The following is a 17760-nucleotide window of genomic DNA, read 5'->3' on the forward strand; positions in this document are numbered from 1 at the left end:
TGCCGAAAACCGTGCGGTGCGGGCGCTTTTGGCGAGGGGACGCGACCGCGATAGCCGCGCGGTGGGCCGTGCGGGATATCGAGGTGAAATCGCAGGGGAGGGACGGTTAGTGTTGATCCCCATGATCGACCTCCGATTCCTGCGGGACAACCCTGACGTGGTCCGTGCCTCGCAGCGCGCTCGAGGCGAAGACCCCGCTCTCGTCGACACGCTGCTCGCCGCTGACGTGCGCCGTCGTTCCACGGTCGCCGCGTTCGACACGTTGCGTGCCGAGCACAAGTCGATGGGCAAGCTGGTCGGTAAGGCGAGCGCGCAAGAGCGCCCCGCTCTCCTCGCGCGTGGGCAGGAGATGTCGGTCAAGGTCAAGGAGGCCGAGGCCGAACGCAATGCCGCCGCCGCGGAACTCGACGCCGCGCACCGCGCGCTGTCGAACGTGGTGCAGGACGGCGCTCCCGCGGGCGGTGAAGCCGATTTCGTGGTGCTGGAAACCGTCGGGACGACACCGGAATTCGACTTCGAACCGAAGGATCATCTTGAGCTCGGCGAATCGCTCGGCCTGATCGACACCGAGCGTGGCGCGAAGGTCTCGGGTGCGCGCTTCTACTTCCTCACCGGTTACGGCGCGCTGCTCCAGCTGGGTCTGTTGCAATTGGCGGCGCAGAAGGCCGTGGCCAACGGGTTCACGATGATGATCCCACCGGTGCTGGTGCGCCCGGAGATCATGGCGGGTACCGGCTTCCTCGGCCAGCACGCTGACGAGGTGTATCGCCTCGCCGACGAGGACCTCTACCTGGTCGGCACCTCGGAGGTGCCGCTGGCGGGCTACCACTCGGACGAGATTCTCGATCTCGGTGCCGCCCCGAAGCGCTACGCCGGGTGGTCGACGTGTTTTCGTCGCGAAGCGGGCAGCTATGGCAAGGACACCAGGGGCATCATCCGTGTGCACCAGTTCGACAAGATCGAGATGTTCGTCTTCACCACCCCGGAGCAGGCCGACGCCGAACACCAACGCCTGTTGGCCTGGGAGCAGGAGATGCTCGCGGCGATCGAGGTGCCCTACCGGGTGATCGATGTCGCCGCAGGCGATCTCGGCAGCTCGGCGGCGCGCAAGTTCGACTGTGAGGCGTGGGTGCCGACCCAGCAGACCTACCGTGAACTCACCTCGACCTCGAACTGCACCACCTATCAGGCGCGTCGGCTCGCTGTGCGCTACCGCGACGAGAACGGAAAGCCGCAAATCGCAGCGACTTTGAACGGCACGCTCGCGACGACGCGATGGATTGTCGCGATTCTGGAAAACCATCAGCAACCCGATGGTTCGGTGCGCGTTCCCTCGGCGTTGGTCCCGTTCGTCGGCACAGAGGTGCTCACACCGCCGCAGCGGTAGCGCATCGCGGTGTCGACAGGTGAATAACTGGTGGTTCGCCATGCCCGAATCGGGGGATGTGGCAACTACCGGTGCCAGTTGTGTCTAGGCTGAGCGGGTGCGAGGAATCGGGGCGCGCGGCGATACCCGAACCCCAGGGGTGCGGGCGGCATCGGCGTTGGCGACGACAATGGTTATGGCTCGGACTACCGGAGCCTTCTATGTGATCGGCGGGCTACTCGGGCTGCTCATCATCGCGGTAGCGCCGGGTGAGCAGGGCAATCCGGTGGTCGTCAGCATCGCGGCGGTGGTCGCGCTGGTGCTGGGGATCACGCTGCTGCTGTGGGGAACTCGGCTGCCGCACGTGGTCTACCACGTGTATGTCGCGCTGGCGACCGTGTTGGTGACGGTCGCGGTATTGGAGTTCCCGAATACCGTTGGCGCGCTCACTCTCGCCACCTTCTACGCGTTCGTCGCCTGCGATGCCGCGCTGTTCTTCGCGTGGCCACCGGCGGCGGCGCACATCGCCTTCGTCGTGGTGACGTGCCTGTGGGCGTTGCCGAATCGGTCGGTCTATCCGGAATTGCCGTGGTGGTCGGGGTTGATTCCCGCGGGCTGCGCGGTCGGAATCGGTGTGGTGGTCGGCATTCTTACCAGGATGGCCTCGGAAGCCGACGTCGACGTGCTCACCGGACTGCTCAATCGTCGTGGCTTCGACCGTGCCTTGAACACCGCCATCCAGCACGCCACCCGCACCGGGAACGGGTTGGCGTTGGTCTTGGTCGATCTCGATCGGTTCCAGAAGATCAACGACCATCTCGGCCATCGCGCCGGTGACGCCGTATTACAACGAGTCACCGCGATGTGGTCGAAAATCATTACGCCCGAACAGCTGTTGGCGCGCTACGGCGGCGACTCGTTCGCGTTGCTGTTGCCCGGCAGTACCGAGCAGGCCGCGATTCTGCTCACCGAGAAGCTGCGTGCCGCGGTCGCCGCGGGGTGCTCGGCGGGCGTCACGTCCTGGCAGCAGGGCGAGTCCGGGTCGCTGCTGGTCAGCCGTGCGGATGTGGGCCTGTATCGAGCCAAGCAAGCGGGCCGCAATCGGACCGTGCTGGAGTCCGCGCGGCAGTTGCCGTTGGCGGCGGAGCTGCGCGACGCGATCGACCGCGACGCGCTCGATGTGCACTATCAGCCGATCGTCAGCCTCAGCGAGGGTGGCGGCAAGGCGGTGGGTGTCGAGGCACTGCTGCGTTGGTCGTCGAGCGCGCAGCCGGAGGTCACCACGGAGGGTTTGATCCGGGTCGCCGAGGAATACGATCTGATCTCCGATCTGGATGAGCTGGTGTTGCGCAAGGCGTGCGCCGATGCCGCCCGGTTGCAGAGCACCTTCGCCCAGCTCGCGTTGACCCTGAATGTGAATGTGAGCGGCCTCGAACTGGCCGAGACCGGCTACGCCGATCGAGTGTCCGAAATCTTGGCGAACACGGGCTGGCCGGCCCAGCAGCTGGTACTGGAGGTCACCGAGAGTGAGCTCGCCGCCGAGTCACACACCGCGATCGCGAATCTGCATGTGCTGCGGGATCGAGGCGTGCGCATCGCCATCGATGATTTCGGCACGGGGTATTCCTCGCTGAGCCGTCTGGCTACCTTGCCGAGCGACATCCTGAAGGTCGACCAGTCGTTCGTCGCCGCGATCCGCTCGGACTCGCCCGCGCCGCCGCTGCTGGGTGTGATCGCGGCGTTGAGCAGCGCGTTGGATCTTCAGGTGATCGCCGAAGGGGTGGAGACCGAGTATCAGGCCGCCGTGCTCACCGAGCTCGGGTTCGCGTTGGCGCAGGGGTATCACTACAGCGATTCGCATTCGGTGAACGATCTGATCGCCGATCTCAATCGCAATCAGGGTCGGGTCGGGCCTTCGGGGACGGCCAACGCGTTGGGGGCGTCCGACACCGATTTCGGCGATGGTGATGCGCGACCGGCCTCGAACGGGTGGGTGCCACTCGCGTAGGTGGGCGACCTCATCGAGATAGACCCTGGTGACACGCGGGGCCACCACACCGGCGGCCAGGCATGAGGAATCGAGCGGATTGCCGACCAACGTGGGTAAGCCACGGGCGCTGTGGCAGGTGGCGGACGAGGCAAATGCTGCCGGTCGATTCGGCTTGCCCGAGCGCACGCCCGCGATCATCGCCCATGCGGGACGCACTTTCCGCGGGGCATGGTCTCGGGGTCGGCGGCGAAATTCTCTTGACGACCGGGGCGGGCACGATAATCCTTGGGGCATGAGTTTGCTCATCTATGCCTGTTGATTCCTGCGTCGCCGCTCGGGCCGCGTCGGACCCCTGTCGCCACGCGCGCTCACGGTGCGTGCGGTGCTGTTCAAGGGATTGGGCGATCTCGTCCCGCTCTACGGTTTGTATGCCCTGCTCTTCGCCGATCATGGGCTGAGTACGGGGCAGATTTCCTCCCTGTTCGCCCTCTGGTCGTGCACGGCGTTCCTGCTGGAGGTTCCTTCGGGTGCGTGGGCCGATACGGTGTCGCGGCGCGGACTCCTTGTGCTCGGTGGTCTGCTTTCTACCAGCGGTTTCGCCTTGTGGACGGTGGCGCCGAGCTACCTCGGTTTCGCCGTGGGATTCGTGCTGTGGGGTATTTCGGGTGCGCTGCTGTCGGGCACCTTCGAGGCTCTGCTGTACGACGAGTTGTGTGCGAAGCCGGCAGTCGCGGTGGCTACGGCCTATCCGCGCGTGCTCGGTCACACCCGTGCCGCCGCGGAGGCGGCTGTCTTCCTCGGTATCCTGCTCGGCACGCCGCTGTATCTGTTGGGTGGATACGCCCTGGTCGGGTGGGTGAGCGTGGGATTCGGGGTGCTGCACACGCTCGCGGCGATGTCGTTGCCCAGTGCCGCGAAGGCAGTGTCGGCGCTCGACGTCGATGCGCTCGAGGAGTTGGTGGACGAGCAGCCGGTGGCCGAGGAGTCCGGCACGGCCGAGGCGGTGCGGAGTCCCGCGGCGGCAGATCGAGTAGGGGAGGTCGCCGCGTCACCTGATCGCGGGTCCGGCGCCGGGGTGTCGGAAACCGATCGAGGTTGCTCCGACGACGGCGCACTCGAAGACGGTGGATCCGCCGTCGGACGGTGCCGCGAGTTCGCGGCTCGGCAAGAGCACATCCACTACGCGGACCGAAACACAGCGACCGAATCGCTCGCCGCCGGAATGCGCCGATCAGCTCGGCGTCCGTTCGCCCGATACCTGCGCATGTTGAGAACCGGTGTGGCGGAGTCGATTCGAATTCGTGCCGTGCGCAACGGCGTGCTGCTGGCCGCGCTGCTGTCCGGGATCACCGCGTTCGACGAGTACTTCGGTCTGCTCGCGGAATCGGTGGGTGTCGCGACGGTGCTGGTCCCGTTGCTGGTCGGTGTGACGGTGTTCGGGTCGTTTGTCGGATCGCTGCTTGCCGGCCGCACCGAGGGCATGTCGGGGCGCACGATGGCGGCGATGGTCGGTGGTGGCGGTGCGCTGATGCTGGTTGGTTCGCTGGTCGCGGGGACGGCTGCGGGCAATCCGCATGCCGTATACGCCTTGGCGGGCCTCGGTTTCGTGGCCATCGGCGCCGCGTACGGGCTGGTCTACAACGCCGGTGTGGTCGCCCAAGCGCGGCTGCAAGACACGATCGAGGGCCCGGCCCGCGCGACGGTGCTTTCGGTGTCCGGCCTGCTCGGCGAGGTATTCGCGTTGGCGGTGTTCGGGTTCGTCGCCGTGGTCGGCACCTGGTGGCCCATGCCGGTGGTCGTGGCGGTACTCGCGCTATCGCTGCCGGTCATCGCTATTTTCGGTAGATCGTGGTTGCCTCCGCGTGTCGCGCCGAGCTAGGTCACGTGCGGTCCTGTTCTGGGCGGACACGTTCGGCGACCGGGGCCATGAGCGATGTGTCGTTCGCGTCCTCGCATGTCACCGGTGGACAGATCACGGTTTCGGCGCCGTATTCGCGAGCACTGACACAGGGCTTACGCCAGGGTGATCGAAGCCCAACGTGGCGACAGGGTCGCCGCGTTGGGCTACCTCAAAGGTCCACCGACGGGCCGCTTACGTCGGGTGATCGAACTCGACGCGTCGACTGTCGGCGGCCGATGACCCCGCCGCGGTATCACTCCACGGCGCGGCGCTGGCCGGGTCGGGCAGCACGGTGGGTCAGCTCACAGCTTGCGCGAGCGCAGCTCATGCCCCTTGGAGGTCTTGCAGCGGCCGGATTCCAGGTCCCACTGCCAGCCGTGCAGATTGCAGGTGAGCGTATTGCCTTCGACCACACCGAATTTCGTCAAGTCCGCCTTGAGGTGCGGGCAGCGTCGCTGAATCTCCCAGCCTTCGAGTTCGGTGGAGGCGGTGTCGTCGTGTGCCTCGGAGAACCAGCCGTCGGCATAGGCGATGCGCTCGTCGGACAGGCACTTGAAGAACGTGTACAGGAACTCGTTGTAGCCGCCGACGCGCCACGCCTGGAAGCGGGTGGACAGGAAGATCGTGTTCACCCAGTCCGGTTCATCGTCGCGCAGTACGGTGCGCACCAACTCGGGCGCGATCCGAAAGCCGTAGCGGTACTTGCCTTCTCCCTCGATCGGTGCGCGCACGGTGCGCTTGGGGAAGTCCAACACCACGGTCTCCTCGCCGAGTACGAGCCCGAGCGGGTAGCCGATGCCGTCGCAGATCAGGTCGCTTTGGGCCATGATCGGCTCGAACAGCAGTCGCAACTGCTCGAGCAGCGACTCGTCGTCGCCCGCGAGATGGTCTTCGGTCACCCGTGCCCACGAGGCCTTCTCGGCCGCGAGTTTCGGCGCGAAGCGTTGCGCCATCCGCTCGATGTATTCGGCCTTGTTGTCGTAGATCTCCGCGGGATCGGTCAGATGGGTGAGGCTCAGTTCGGCGCCGCGCACGTCCGCGACGGAGCCGGGGATCATCATGATCCCTCCGGGGTTGCCGTGGATGCTCATCTGTTCCAGGAACACCTTCTGATCAGGGAAGATGTTGCCCTCGTCACCGCGGTCGTCGTTGAGGTAGCGCAACTCGTCGTCGAGGAACACCGGCGGACCCGCCGAAGGAACCACCCAGGTCGCGCCGACCTGCTCGATGTAGCTGCGGGCCCGGTCCATGCCACGCTGACGCTTCTGCTTACCGAAGTTCGCCTTGGTGCGCTTGGGAATGTCGTAGACCATCGGGTACCAGATGGCGCCCGAGTACTGCAGCAGGTGGATGTCGATATGGCCGAACTGCTCGTGCAGTACGTCCATGTCCACCGGGCGCGCGTCGTTCATGTTGAAACAGGTGGTCGTGCCGTCGGACACGACGAGGCCGGAGTCGCCGATCGGCCCGTCGGCGGGCGCACGCAGCGCGACGATCATCACTTCCAGCTCGCCGCCCGGCCCGCTGACGGTGTGCTTGACCGAGTCCTCGGTCTCGAAGAAGTTGCTGAAACCCAGCTTCTGCAGCTCCTTGCGCAGGTCAGGCACCGGGTAGTCCGGCAGGAGCACGGTGGCGTCCTTGTTGACGTAGTTGCGCAGGTGCTCGGCGTCGAAGTGGTCGCGGTGCAGGTGCGAGACATACAGGAAGTCGCAGTTGCCGAGCTCGTCCCAGTTGAGCTGGGTGTTGTCGGGAAAAGGGAACCACGACGCGAAGTAGGCAGGGTTCACCCAGGGGTCGCAAAGGATCGTCCCGGCCGCGGTGCGGATGTGGAATCCGGCATGTCCGACGCTGGTGATCTGCACGAGTTTGCTCCTCCGGGTGGTGTTACCAGCCATTCAGGGTAGTGGGTTGCCTGGCTTACGCGGTGACCGCACCGATGCAGTAGCCCTCGGTGTCGGCGGTGACCGTGAATGTCCGATTTTGCTGGATACCTGCGGCGTTGGTCACCGGCACGTCGACCGACATGTAGTCGGCGCGCAACCACGCGGAGCGGATCTGCTGGTCGGCGAAGGCGGTGGTCCCGGTCAGCACGCCGGGGTTGGTGGCCAGCGGCGGTGGGGTGGGTTGTCCGGTGCCGGTGGGGTCCCACGCGACGGGGGTGGCCTTGCACACCAGTGGGTGCAGGATTTCGGTGTCCGAGGGGTCGAGCGGCTTGCCGATCAGCCTGGACAGGTAGCGGCGCACGGTGTGCCTGGCGTCGGCGTCGTTGTAGGCGACCTCGGCGCCCGCAGTCGCCACGCGCGGGCACGCGTATCCGGTGTCGACGGCGCTGCGCTCGGCCGTGACCGTCGTGGTGGCGCTGCGCCAGGTGACGGTGTTCTCGCTCACCACGCCGGGTTGGGCGAGCGCGGCGAGGACGACCTCCTCGTCGGCGTACATGTCCGTGACGTTCTGCGGTGCGATGTCCCAGCATTTCGCTTGCAGGTCGGTGCTCGAGCCGGTGGTCAGGTCCGTGGCCCAGCGCTGCAGCGCGGGTGCGGCCTCGGGCAGGCCGGGCACGGCGCCGACCGGTGGGGCGTCGGCGGACACCGGCGGTAGGGCGGGCTCGACGGGTTGCGGCGCGACGATCTTGCTCACCGCGCGTTCGGTCGTGGTGTGTTCGTCGCTGTGTGCGGGGGTGGAGTTGGCGTCGGGGACGCCGGAGACGGAGTCGCATCCACTGGTGAGCACCGTGCTGGCGAGCGCGAGCCCACCGAGTGCGACGCGGAAAGCACGACGCCGACTCCGCGCGGGAATCGCCCGAATGGTCCAGTCCCGCAGCAGGTGTGCGCGCGGCGGGCGACCTTCTCGATGCGTTCGGTCCCGATCGTGATCCCGCGCGGCGTTCCGGTGGTTTTCCCGCGGCTGTCGGGCGCGTTGCACGTCGACGATCCCCTTCTCTCGAGGCTTGGTGGTGAACCGTGATCGCGGTCCTGTGTCCGGTCTTGCGTGTGCGCGGGGCGGTGCCGCGCCGCCGAGGACGATCTGCGACTACGCTAGCGGAATTGTGGAACCCGTCTACCGCACGATCATCGGGCTTGCCCGTACCGTCTTCTTCGTCGAAGGTCTGAAGTTCACCGTCAAGGGCGCTGAACACATCCCCGCGCGGGGTGGTGCCGTGCTCGCGGTCAACCACACGGGCTACATGGACTTCACCTATGCCGGAATACCGGTGCGCACGCCTAAACGGTACATCCGGTTCATGGCCAAGCGCGAAGTCTTCGACAACAAGATCTCCGGCCCGATCATGCGCGCGCTCAAGCACATTCCGGTCGACAGGTCCGCGGGCGCGGACTCCTACAAGGCCGCCGTGCGGTACCTGCGCGACGGTGAGTTGGTGGGTGTCTACCCGGAGGCGACGATCAGTCGTAGCTTCGAGATCAAGGAGTTCAAGTCGGGTGCGGCGCGGATGGCGATCGAGGCCGAGGTGCCGATCATCCCGATCGTCATCTGGGGTGCGCAGCGGGTGTGGACCAAGGGGTTCCCGAAGCGGCTCGGTCGTACCAACACTCCGATCTCGCTGGCGGTCGGCGAGCCGATCAGCCCCGACGGGTCGGCCGCGGACCTGACCGCTCGCCTGCGTTCGACGATGCAGGAGCTGTTGGAAGATCTGCAACGCGATTACGTGCACGAGTCCGGCGCCTACTGGGTCCCCGCCCGGCTCGGTGGTGGTGCTCCGACGCTGGCGGAGGCGGATGCGATGGACGTCGCCGAGGCGAAGGAGAAGGCGGCGGCCAAGGCTGCCCGCCTGAGCGCGACGGGTAACGCCGTGACCACCGGCGACGACGACACTGCGGGCGATCCGACAAAGCCGTGAGACAAGACGGCCCCGAGACAAGACGGCGCTGAGACAAAGACGGCACTCAGACAAAGGCACGGCTGGGAGAATTCGATGGCGCGGGAACCGGTTTACGACGTACTCACCGGATTGGTGCGCACCGTTTTCTTCGCGCAGGGATTGCGGATCGACATCACGGGTCAGGAACACATCCCCCGTGTCGGACCCGCGGTGCTCGCCGTGAACCACACCGCCTACTTCGACTTCATGGAGGTCGGGCTGATCGGACGTCGGTCGGGCCGCAATGTGCGATACATGATGAAGGCCGAGTTGGAGCACGGCATCGTCGGCTTTCTGATGAAGCACTGCAAGGCGATCGGCGTCGACCGCGGCGCGGGCGCCGAATCCTATGGCAAGGCAGTCGATTCGCTGCGTTCCGGGGAACTGGTCGTGGTGTATCCGGAGGCCACGATCAGTCGGAGCTTCGAGATCAAGGAGTTCAAGTCGGGTGCGGCGCGGATGGCGATCGAGGCCGACGTACCGATCATCCCGGTAGCCATCTGGGGCGCGCATCGCGTGTGGACCAAGGACATCCCGAAGCGACTCGGTCGGCACCGGTACCCGATCAATATCCGGATCGGCGCACCCATTTCACCGGTCGACGATACCGATGAGCTGTCCGCGACCACGCGCGCGAGCATGATCGAGCTCCTCGCCGAGGCGCAGCGCGATTACCCGATGCCACGGGGTGCGGCGTGGGTTCCCGCGCGGCTCGGTGGGACCGCACCGACCCCGGTGCAGGCCGCGATTCTGGATCGTGAGGAACTGGCCCGGCGCAAGGCCGCGCGGGAAGCCCGCGAAGCCGACCGAGCACGGAGAGCTCGGGGCTGACGGTCTCGCCGATTCCTGTCCGAGGCACCGCTATTCGACGAGCCGTATCGGTCGGCTCAGCGGCATGCACGGGTTCGGCGGAGGGACCGCGCCGCGCAGATACGACGTTGGCGCGACACCCATCAGGGTGCGGAAGTCCGAGGTCATGTGGGATTGATCGAAATAGCCGGTCGCGGTGGCCAATTGCGCCCATGGCGTAGTGCCGACACCGGTAACGACGCGGCGAATGCGATCGATGCGCGCGAAATGCTTGGGGGAGACACCGATTCCCGTGCTGAACAGATTACGCAGCTGACGTTCGCTGACGGCGAGCTCAACGGCCAGCTCGTGCACGCTCTTGCCCAGCGGAGTGCCGGTGAGCGCGGCGACGGCGGTAGTCAGCAGTTCCCGGTGCGTGCGTTGGGTCGGTTGTTCACGAATCAGCCGAGGTAGCTGGTCTGCCAGGTAGTCGAGCGCCTTGTCGGTGGGCAGGGTGAGCAATTCGGGGGCTGCCCGGCCGAGCGGTCCCGGTAGGTCGGCGAGCCGAATGGCGCGATCGGTCAGTGCGAGGGCCGAGATACCGAGTAAGGAACGTACCGCGCCGGGAGCCACGCGGAGCCGGAGCGCACCCACCGGCTTGTCTGCTGCCGGATACGTCGCCCTCGTCTGCGGTCCGATCACCAATGCCGCACGCGGGCGGCCGTATTCGGTGCGCAGCGCGATCGTGGTCGCGGCCTGCGGGATGTGCGCCAGCGGGACGGATCGGTCGCGGGCGATCGGGATCTGTCCGGCCTCGGTGAACCATTGCCGCAGCGATTCGGGCACGGGGATCCGTTGTTCGACCAGGTCCACGGTCAGCAGCGGGGTTGCCAGCGACGTTGTGGTCACCGTTCCACTCTAGGGCGATTTCCCGCGTGGCTGTGTGCCGATATTTCCTATAGTCGCAGGCAGAAACGGCGCACCGTCGTAGCCATGATTCTTGTTACCGGTGCGACGGGCACCGTCGGAAGTGCAGTCGTTCGACAGTTGGTTCAGCGTGGCGAGCACGTGCGGGCCGTGAGCCGAAACCCCGAGCGGGCGCGGCTGCCGGAGGGCGTCGAGGTCGTTCGGGGAGACTACGACGACCGCGACTCGATCGTCGCCGCCCTGTCCGGTGTGCACGCGGCCTTCCTCGTCGGACAGCTGGGACCCGAGTACGTCGAGGGTGACCCGGTGTTGATCAACACCGCGCGCGCGGCCGGTGTCGACCGGATCGTGAAACTGTCGGCGATCGGAACCGGGGATCCGGAAGTGGGGCCGGTCAGCGAATGGCATATTCCTGGTGAGCAGGCGACCCGCGACAACGGCGGGACCATCCTGCGGCCGAGCTCGTTCGCCTCCAACACCCTGGCCTGGGCCGAAGCGATTCGCGCCGGCCGGCCGGTGCCGAATACGACCGGTTCCGGCAAGCAGGGCGTCATCGATCCGCACGACATCGCGGCCGTCGCGGTCGAGGCACTGCTCACCGCCGACCATGCTGGCCGCACCTACACCCTCACCGGACCGGAACTTCTCGGCACGCCGGAGCTGGCCGACATCCTGGCTTCGGCGCTCGGTCATGCCGTCGAGGTCGCCGAGGTGCCGGAAGCCGTCATGCGTGCGCGAATGCTCGCCTCCGGCATGTCACCGAAGTTCGCCGAAGGCGCGCTGGGCGGCAATGCCCACATCCGCAACGGCGGCAACGCGGTCCTCACCGAAGACGTCCCTACCGTCCTTGGCCGACGCGCCAGGACCTACGCCGAGTGGGTCACCGATCATCTGTCGACATTCCGCACCTCGTAACTTCGCCAGGAGCGATCGTGGCGGTCGGTACCGACTCCGATGCGGAGGGTCGCGTGCGATTCGCGTTCCGCGAGCGGCTGTCGAATTAGCCGGTGGTACTGCGGAATCCGCGAAGACGGAGGCTGTTGGTGACCACGAAGACCGACGAGAACGCCATGGCCGCGCCTGCGAGCATGGGGTTGAGCAGGCCCGCCATGGCGAGCGGGATGGTGGCGACGTTGTAGGCGAAGGCCCAGAAGAGGTTGCCCTTGATGGTGCTGAGGGTTTTGCGGGACAGGCGGATCGCGTCCACCGCGGCACGTAGATCGCCGCGGACCAGGGTGAGGTCGCTGGCCTCGATGGCGACATCGGTGCCGGTGCCCATGGCGAGGCCGAGGTCGGCGCGGGCCAGTGCGGCGGCGTCGTTGACGCCGTCGCCGACCATCGCCACCACCCGGCCTTCGGCTTGCAGGCGCTCGATCGTGGCGAGCTTGTCTTGCGGCAGGACCTCCGCGATCACCTCATCGATACCGACCTGATCAGCGATGGTGCGGGCCGCGGCGGCATTGTCGCCGGTCAGCATGATCGGGGTGAGGCCGAGACCGCGGAGCTGGGTGATCGCCTCGGCGGAACTGGCTTTCACCGTGTCGGCGACCACGAGCAGGCCGCGTGCCTTACCGTCCCAACCCACCGCCACCACGGTCTTGCCCTCGGATTCGGCGGTGCGCGCCGCTCGGTCGAGCGCGGCGTCCAGCGGCTGTGCGTGTTCGGCGAGCAGTCGGGGTCGTCCGACGAGCACCGCATGGTCGTCGAGCACACCGCGTACACCGAGGCCAGCGATATTCGCGAAGTCCACTACCGGCCGGAAGTCGGTACCGCCCTTGGTGATCGCCGCGGCGATCGGATGCTCGGACGAATGCTCCAGTGCGCGTGCGAATTCCAAGACCTGGTCGGGATCTTCGCCGTCGGCGGCGACGGTATCGAGCAGCGTCATCTTTCCCGTGGTGATCGTGCCGGTCTTGTCGAGCACCACGGTGTCGACTCGCCGCGTCGATTCCAGCACCTCGGGGCCCTTGATCAGCACACCGAGCTGTGCGCCGCGCCCGGTGCCGACCAACAACGCCGTCGGCGTGGCCAATCCGAGCGCACAGGGGCAGGCGATGATCAGCACCGCCACGGCGGCAGTGAAGGCCACGGCGACGGAATCCTCGGCGCCGAGCCAGAATCCGAGTGTCGCCACCGCGAGCGCGAGCACGATGGGCACGAAGATCCCCGAGATCCGGTCGGCCAAGCGTTGCGCACGCGCCTTCCCGGTCTGCGCGTCCTCGACCATCCTGGCCATTTGCGCGAGCTGAGTATCGGCGCCGATCCTGGTGGCGCGCACCACGACGCGTCCGCCGACGTTCACCGTCGCACCGATCACCTGATCGTCGGCGGCCACCTCCACCGGCACCGATTCGCCGGTGAGCATCGAGGCGTCCACGGCCGAGGAACCCTCGACCACCACGCCGTCGGTGGCGATCTTCTCACCGGGTCGCACCACGAAACGGTCACCGACCACCAACTGCCGCACCGGAATCCGCTGTTCGTGGCCCCCGCGCAGTACCGAAACTTCCTTGGCTCCGAGTTCGAGCAGCGCACGCAGCGCCGCACCCGCCTGGCGTTTGGCGCGTGCCTCGAAATACCGTCCGGCCAGGATGAACGTGGTGACACCCGCCGCCGCCTCGAGGTAGATATTGCCCGAGCCGTCCATGCGGGAGATGGTGAATTCGAAGGGGTGCGTCATGCCCGGCGTCCCCGCGCTTCCCCAGAACAGCGCGTACAACGACCAGCCGAACGCCGCGAGCGTGCCCATCGAGATCAGCGTGTCCATGGTCGCCGCGCCGTGGCGCAGGTTGGTCAACGCGGCGCGGTGGAATGGCAGCGCGCCCCACACCACCACCGGCGCGGCCAAGGTCAACGACAGCCACTGCCAGTTGGTGAATTGCAGTGCCGGGATCATCGCCATCGCGATCACCGGCACGCTGAGTACCAGTGAGATCAGCAGTCGGTTGCGCAGTTCGTCGGCCGGGTCGCTCGGCTCGGCTTCGTCGGCCGTCTCGGCGTCGTCGACGGGCAGTCGCGCACTGTAACCGGCCTGCTCCACCGTCGCGACCAGTTGATCCGGCGACACGTCCCCACGCACTTCGACGCGCGCCTTCTCCGTCGCGTAGTTCACCGACGCGGTAACTCCGTCGAGCTTGTTCAACTTCTTCTCGATGCGATTGGCACAGGACGCGCAGGTCATCCCCTCGATCGCCAATTCGACCTGCCCGGCAACCACCGGCCGCGTCGTCATGGTCATCGTCAGCTCCGTTCCTCGGCGACCCAGGCCCCCACCCTAGGTCCGTGATCAGCGGCCCACACCGCCACACCTGACACAACCATACCCCCCTACGGTATTAATCCAAGGATGGCCGTCGACCGAATCGAACAGATGCCGCCTCACGGCCCGCCCCCAGCCCCTGCCGCCCACAGTGGTGCCAACCCTGGCACGGTTCTCCCCAACAACCCCCGTACCCCGCCCCCGCACTCCCACCGCTCGCTCCGCCACCCAAGCCCCCCAAGATCAACAAGACGCACACAACGGACAATCCCCCCAAATCGGCAGCCCGCGCCTCGGCAGCGAATGATGAACAGGACATCACGGCGGACAATGTGCGGGGGGCGCCGCCATTGCGTCCTGTTGATCATGAAACTCGGTGGGGGGTTGGGATGGTCTGGTGGGTGAGTTTCGGTGTCGAGGTGGGGAGTCTCGGCTCAGGGGGGCGGGTCGGTGGCTGGGTGTGTCCCCGGGGAGGGGTGTTAGTCCTGAGTCGCGCACCGCGACAAGCAGTTTCGTAGGCTTGGGGTAACTCTTTGCAACGGCGGCGGGCACGCTTCCGTTGTTGAAGCGCGGGTTGCGGCGTCTAATGCGTCCATGCCCTTCTTCGGTCGAAGGCGTGCAGTGGTTACTACGGCACTGCGCTCGCGGGCGCTTCGAGCGGGTGCAAGCGAGATGGCGCGTCCTTGTTTTGCTGCCTAGTCGTGGGCGGTTTGTGCCTTGGCGGCAGGGCTCACCTCCTATCTCGGTGCGTTCGCTTGCCGGGACTACGGCGGAGAGGGGAGAGTCTGAGCTATTTCGTGGATTCTGGGGGGAAGCCGCCGGTGGCGATGGGGCCCCACTGGTGGATGTGGACGCGGATCAGTGACTTGTTCTGCTTGGCCATGGCCTCGCGATATTCGGCCCAGTCGGGGTGTTCGCCGGAGATGCAGCGGAAGTATTCGACCAGGCCGTCCGCGGCCTCGGGCATGTCTAGTACCTCGGCCTGCCCGTCGACCTGCACGTACGGGCCGTCCCACTCGTCGGATAGCACGCACAGCGACACCTTCGGGTCGCGGCGGGCATTGCGGGTCTTCGCGCGGGCAGGGTAGGTCGCGATGACGATGTGCCCCTCGGGGTCGACGCCGCAGGTGACCGGGGACGACTGCGGCGACCCGTCGGCGCGGGTGGTGATCAGCACGGCCCGATGACGCGGACGCAAGAACTCCAACAGCTCGGACAACTCGACCTTGTCGGCGGTGGCGATGCGGGGCATGGCGATCCTCTCGGGGTGGATGGTTGCTCGTCGGTACCGAACCTAGTCCGCATGCGGGTTCAGTTCGGTGCGGGCGCGTGCCCTCCGCGATGTCACTGGCAGTGCTTGGCTACGGAGCGTTGTGGGGCGCGGCCGATGACGCGGTCACCCGTCTGTTCGCCGCCTTTCCAACCATCGTGCGGCGACCTCGGATCGTGGACACGGCGGATCGCAATTGCGGTGGATATACAGGATGCCCTCGCACCACTGTTGATCCAGCAGTCCGAGGATATGGGTGTCGCGACATCCCTCGCCGATCAGCCATGCCATCGGTGCTCCACGTACAGGCGTTCGCAGGGGAGGCGGGGCAGCCCGCGAGTGTCGATAGCCGAGATCGCCACGCAACTGAGGTACTGGCGCGAAATATGCTCCAACACAAAGGCTCTCGCGGCCGACCGACACGCTGCGTAATCCAGGTGCACACCGTGGACGTCGACGTGCAGGTGCACGTCGGGTTCGGCGGGATGCGGTGACTCGGCGGATGTTTCGCGGAAGGTTCTCGGTGTCAAAACGCGCGCACCTCCGACTTATCGGCGCGATCATCGACCACGCGCACACCGGTCCACGGACACCTGCCGCCGATATCGCGGGGATGCGCGCCGATACACGAGTTCTCCAGTGGTGCCAGGTTGAGGCAGTCCCGGTCGGGGCAGCGAACTTTCGTCACATGACCGGACAGGTCGGTCACCCACTGCCCGCATCGAGACAGCGGCACCGTTGCCTGCCCAGGCCGCAGCGGGTGATCCCACTCCCGTTCTCTCATGTGACTCGTCCTTCTGATTCGGTAGGCGCTCGAAGGGCATCCGCCACACGGCGCATTGTTTCGGCGTCGGTGTTGGAAACTCGGCGAAGTAGTGCCCGCGCTTGTGTTTCGGTCATCGGTGCGGCCGGACGATCAGGCATCGCGCGCTGACCTCCTCGGGCTGCGCGGATGTATCGCGGGACCGGCGCACAATGCGCATTCGTACACGTAGCTCTCGACCATGGGATCGACCTCGGCGGTTGCGGTTTCGGGTTTTGGCGCCACCAGGAACCGGGGTGTAGTTTCACCAATCGCTGCTACGCACTCCCTTGTCGTGCTGCGACTGTTCCCGATCCGGCGGGCTGGCCCGGCCCCTGGTGACTGCTGTGACTGAAACACGTGCGCCGCAGGAATTTCCACCGAACGTGGGCCATCCGAATCGATTCACCCAATGGTCCAGCAAACTTTCTGCGCCTGCCCCACACTGGTTTTCACGCCCGAATTGCCGAAAGATCTGAAAATCCGGTTCAATGCCATCCAAAAAGAGGGGGTTTTCGTGGATCGTCCACCCATCACACTGCCGCGCCGCCAGCTGGGGCGGTACTTGCGCGATATGCGCAACGAGGTTGGTCTGAGTATTCAGCAAGTAGCTAGAGACATCGAGCGAGGTGCCGGAACGGTCCAACGCCTGGAGACCGGTGCGGCGAACCGCATCCGGCGGCACGACATCGAGGCCATGTGTCACCTCTACGACCATCCCGAGATGATAGAGACATTGATCGGCCTCGCTGAGCAGCCAGAATCTGGCGATGTGTGGTGGCCTGAATACGGCGACCTCATACCCGAGACCTTCAATATTTATGTGGGACTGGAGATCTACGCCAAGAAGTTGACAATGTATCGCCCGGATATGGTTCCGGGAATTCTTCAAACCCCTGAATACACTGCGGTTCTCGGACAGTTGTACAACAAGACGGAGTCGGCGGATCATGTGGCTCGCCGTGTCCAACTCATACGCCAACGGCAGGCGCTCATTCGTCGCCGCCGAAGTCCACTAATGGTCGACCTGATCATCGACGAGGCTGCCTTGCGACGGGAAGTCGGGGGGCCTCGGACGATGAGCAAACAACTGACATATTTGGTCGATGCGCCAACGAATGTTCAGATCCAGGTAGTTCCACAGAAGCTCGGACATCCTTTAGGAATAAGCCTTCCTCCGTTTATCGTCCTGGAATTTCCGTTGGAGGAGCCGCCCGTGGTCTACGTCGAGTCGCTGGATACGGCCATGTACCACGAGCGTCCGGGGATTGTTGCGCGCTACCGGAATGCCCATGCGGCACTGCACGATGTAGCGTTGAAAGGGGCCGATGCCAAGAGCTTCATCAGGCAGATAGCAAGGGAGTGCAACCGTGAACGTTGACTTGACCGGCGCGAAGTGGTTCAAGAGCATGCGTAGCGCCGGGGGCCATGAGTGCGTTGAAGTCGCCCACCTAGACGACGGTCACGTAGGTGTCCGTGACTCGAAAAACCCCACCGGCCCCGCCCTCGTGTTCACCCCCGACGAGTGGGACGCCTTCCTCGGCGGCGCGACCGACGGCGAGTTCAGCCGCCCCGCATAG

Annotated in this window: 14 protein-coding genes; 8 read left to right on the forward strand and 6 right to left on the reverse strand. The window is 66.0% G+C overall.

Going from position 1 to position 17760, the window contains the following annotated elements:
* The first annotated feature begins 121 nt into the window (after positions 1-121).
* From serS to ABEA50_RS06560, 3 genes are all read left to right on the forward strand, one after another.
* Positions 122-1387 carry a serine--tRNA ligase gene (gene serS, locus ABEA50_RS06550; protein WP_345494125.1) on the forward strand — a complete coding sequence of 422 codons (1266 nt, stop codon included), beginning with the start codon at positions 122-124 and terminating at the stop codon, positions 1385-1387.
* Positions 1388-1562: 175 nt separating this feature from the next.
* The gene (locus tag ABEA50_RS06555; RefSeq protein ID WP_345494126.1) at positions 1563-3374 is read left to right on the forward strand and encodes a putative bifunctional diguanylate cyclase/phosphodiesterase; all 1812 of its coding nucleotides are present in this window, start codon (positions 1563-1565) and stop codon (positions 3372-3374) included.
* A 364-nt stretch (positions 3375-3738) separates the two neighbouring features.
* Entirely contained in the window at positions 3739-5235 is a 1497-nt protein-coding gene (locus tag ABEA50_RS06560) for an MFS transporter (protein WP_345494128.1), read from the forward strand.
* Between the two features lie 323 nt (positions 5236-5558).
* On the opposite strand, the gene ABEA50_RS06565 is transcribed toward ABEA50_RS06560, so the two are convergent.
* Together ABEA50_RS06565 and ABEA50_RS06570 are read right to left on the reverse strand one after the other, a co-directional pair.
* A complete protein-coding gene (locus tag ABEA50_RS06565; RefSeq protein ID WP_345494129.1) occupies positions 5559-7118 on the reverse strand; it encodes a Rieske 2Fe-2S domain-containing protein in 1560 nt (519 codons plus the stop codon).
* A gap of 55 nt (positions 7119-7173) precedes the next feature.
* Positions 7174-8178, reverse strand: a complete 1005-nt coding sequence (locus ABEA50_RS06570) for a hypothetical protein (protein ID WP_345494130.1) — start codon at positions 8176-8178, stop codon at positions 7174-7176.
* A 124-nt stretch (positions 8179-8302) separates the two neighbouring features.
* Here ABEA50_RS06570 and ABEA50_RS06575 point away from each other — a divergent pair, with 124 nt between their 5' ends.
* A complete protein-coding gene (locus ABEA50_RS06575) occupies positions 8303-9112 on the forward strand; it encodes a lysophospholipid acyltransferase family protein (RefSeq protein ID WP_345494131.1) in 810 nt (269 codons plus the stop codon).
* Between the two features lie 75 nt (positions 9113-9187).
* Positions 9188-9964, forward strand: coding sequence for a lysophospholipid acyltransferase family protein (locus ABEA50_RS06580; protein ID WP_345494132.1), 777 nt, complete (start codon positions 9188-9190; stop codon positions 9962-9964).
* A 30-nt stretch (positions 9965-9994) separates the two neighbouring features.
* On the opposite strand, the gene ABEA50_RS06585 is transcribed toward ABEA50_RS06580, so the two are convergent.
* A complete protein-coding gene (locus ABEA50_RS06585; RefSeq protein ID WP_345494133.1) occupies positions 9995-10831 on the reverse strand; it encodes an AraC family transcriptional regulator in 837 nt (278 codons plus the stop codon).
* Positions 10832-10915: 84 nt separating this feature from the next.
* Between ABEA50_RS06585 and ABEA50_RS06590 the strand changes: the two genes are divergently transcribed.
* Positions 10916-11764: an NAD(P)H-binding protein gene (locus ABEA50_RS06590; protein WP_345494134.1), complete on the forward strand. Its 849-nt coding sequence runs from the start codon at positions 10916-10918 to the stop codon at positions 11762-11764.
* An 85-nt stretch (positions 11765-11849) separates the two neighbouring features.
* Here the strand turns inward: ABEA50_RS06590 and ABEA50_RS06595 are convergent, their stop codons facing one another.
* The 3 genes from ABEA50_RS06595 to ABEA50_RS06605 form a co-directional block, all read right to left on the reverse strand.
* Entirely contained in the window at positions 11850-14087 is a 2238-nt protein-coding gene (locus ABEA50_RS06595; RefSeq protein ID WP_345494136.1) for a heavy metal translocating P-type ATPase, read from the reverse strand.
* 811 nt (positions 14088-14898) lie between these two features.
* A complete protein-coding gene (locus tag ABEA50_RS06600) occupies positions 14899-15360 on the reverse strand; it encodes a PPOX class F420-dependent oxidoreductase (RefSeq protein ID WP_345494137.1) in 462 nt (153 codons plus the stop codon).
* Positions 15361-15904: 544 nt separating this feature from the next.
* A complete protein-coding gene (locus tag ABEA50_RS06605; RefSeq protein ID WP_345494138.1) occupies positions 15905-16162 on the reverse strand; it encodes a hypothetical protein in 258 nt (85 codons plus the stop codon).
* A gap of 430 nt (positions 16163-16592) precedes the next feature.
* Between ABEA50_RS06605 and ABEA50_RS06610 the strand changes: the two genes are divergently transcribed.
* Positions 16593-17561 carry a helix-turn-helix domain-containing protein gene (locus ABEA50_RS06610; RefSeq protein ID WP_345494140.1) on the forward strand — a complete coding sequence of 323 codons (969 nt, stop codon included), beginning with the start codon at positions 16593-16595 and terminating at the stop codon, positions 17559-17561.
* Positions 17551-17760 carry a DUF397 domain-containing protein gene (locus ABEA50_RS06615; RefSeq protein ID WP_345494141.1) on the forward strand — a complete coding sequence of 70 codons (210 nt, stop codon included), beginning with the start codon at positions 17551-17553 and terminating at the stop codon, positions 17758-17760. The genes ABEA50_RS06610 and ABEA50_RS06615 overlap by 11 nt, the downstream gene beginning before the upstream one ends.

Origin of the sequence: Nocardia callitridis (assembly GCF_039543305.1) — a bacterium.
In the GTDB taxonomy this organism is placed as follows: domain Bacteria; phylum Actinomycetota; class Actinomycetes; order Mycobacteriales; family Mycobacteriaceae; genus Nocardia; species Nocardia callitridis.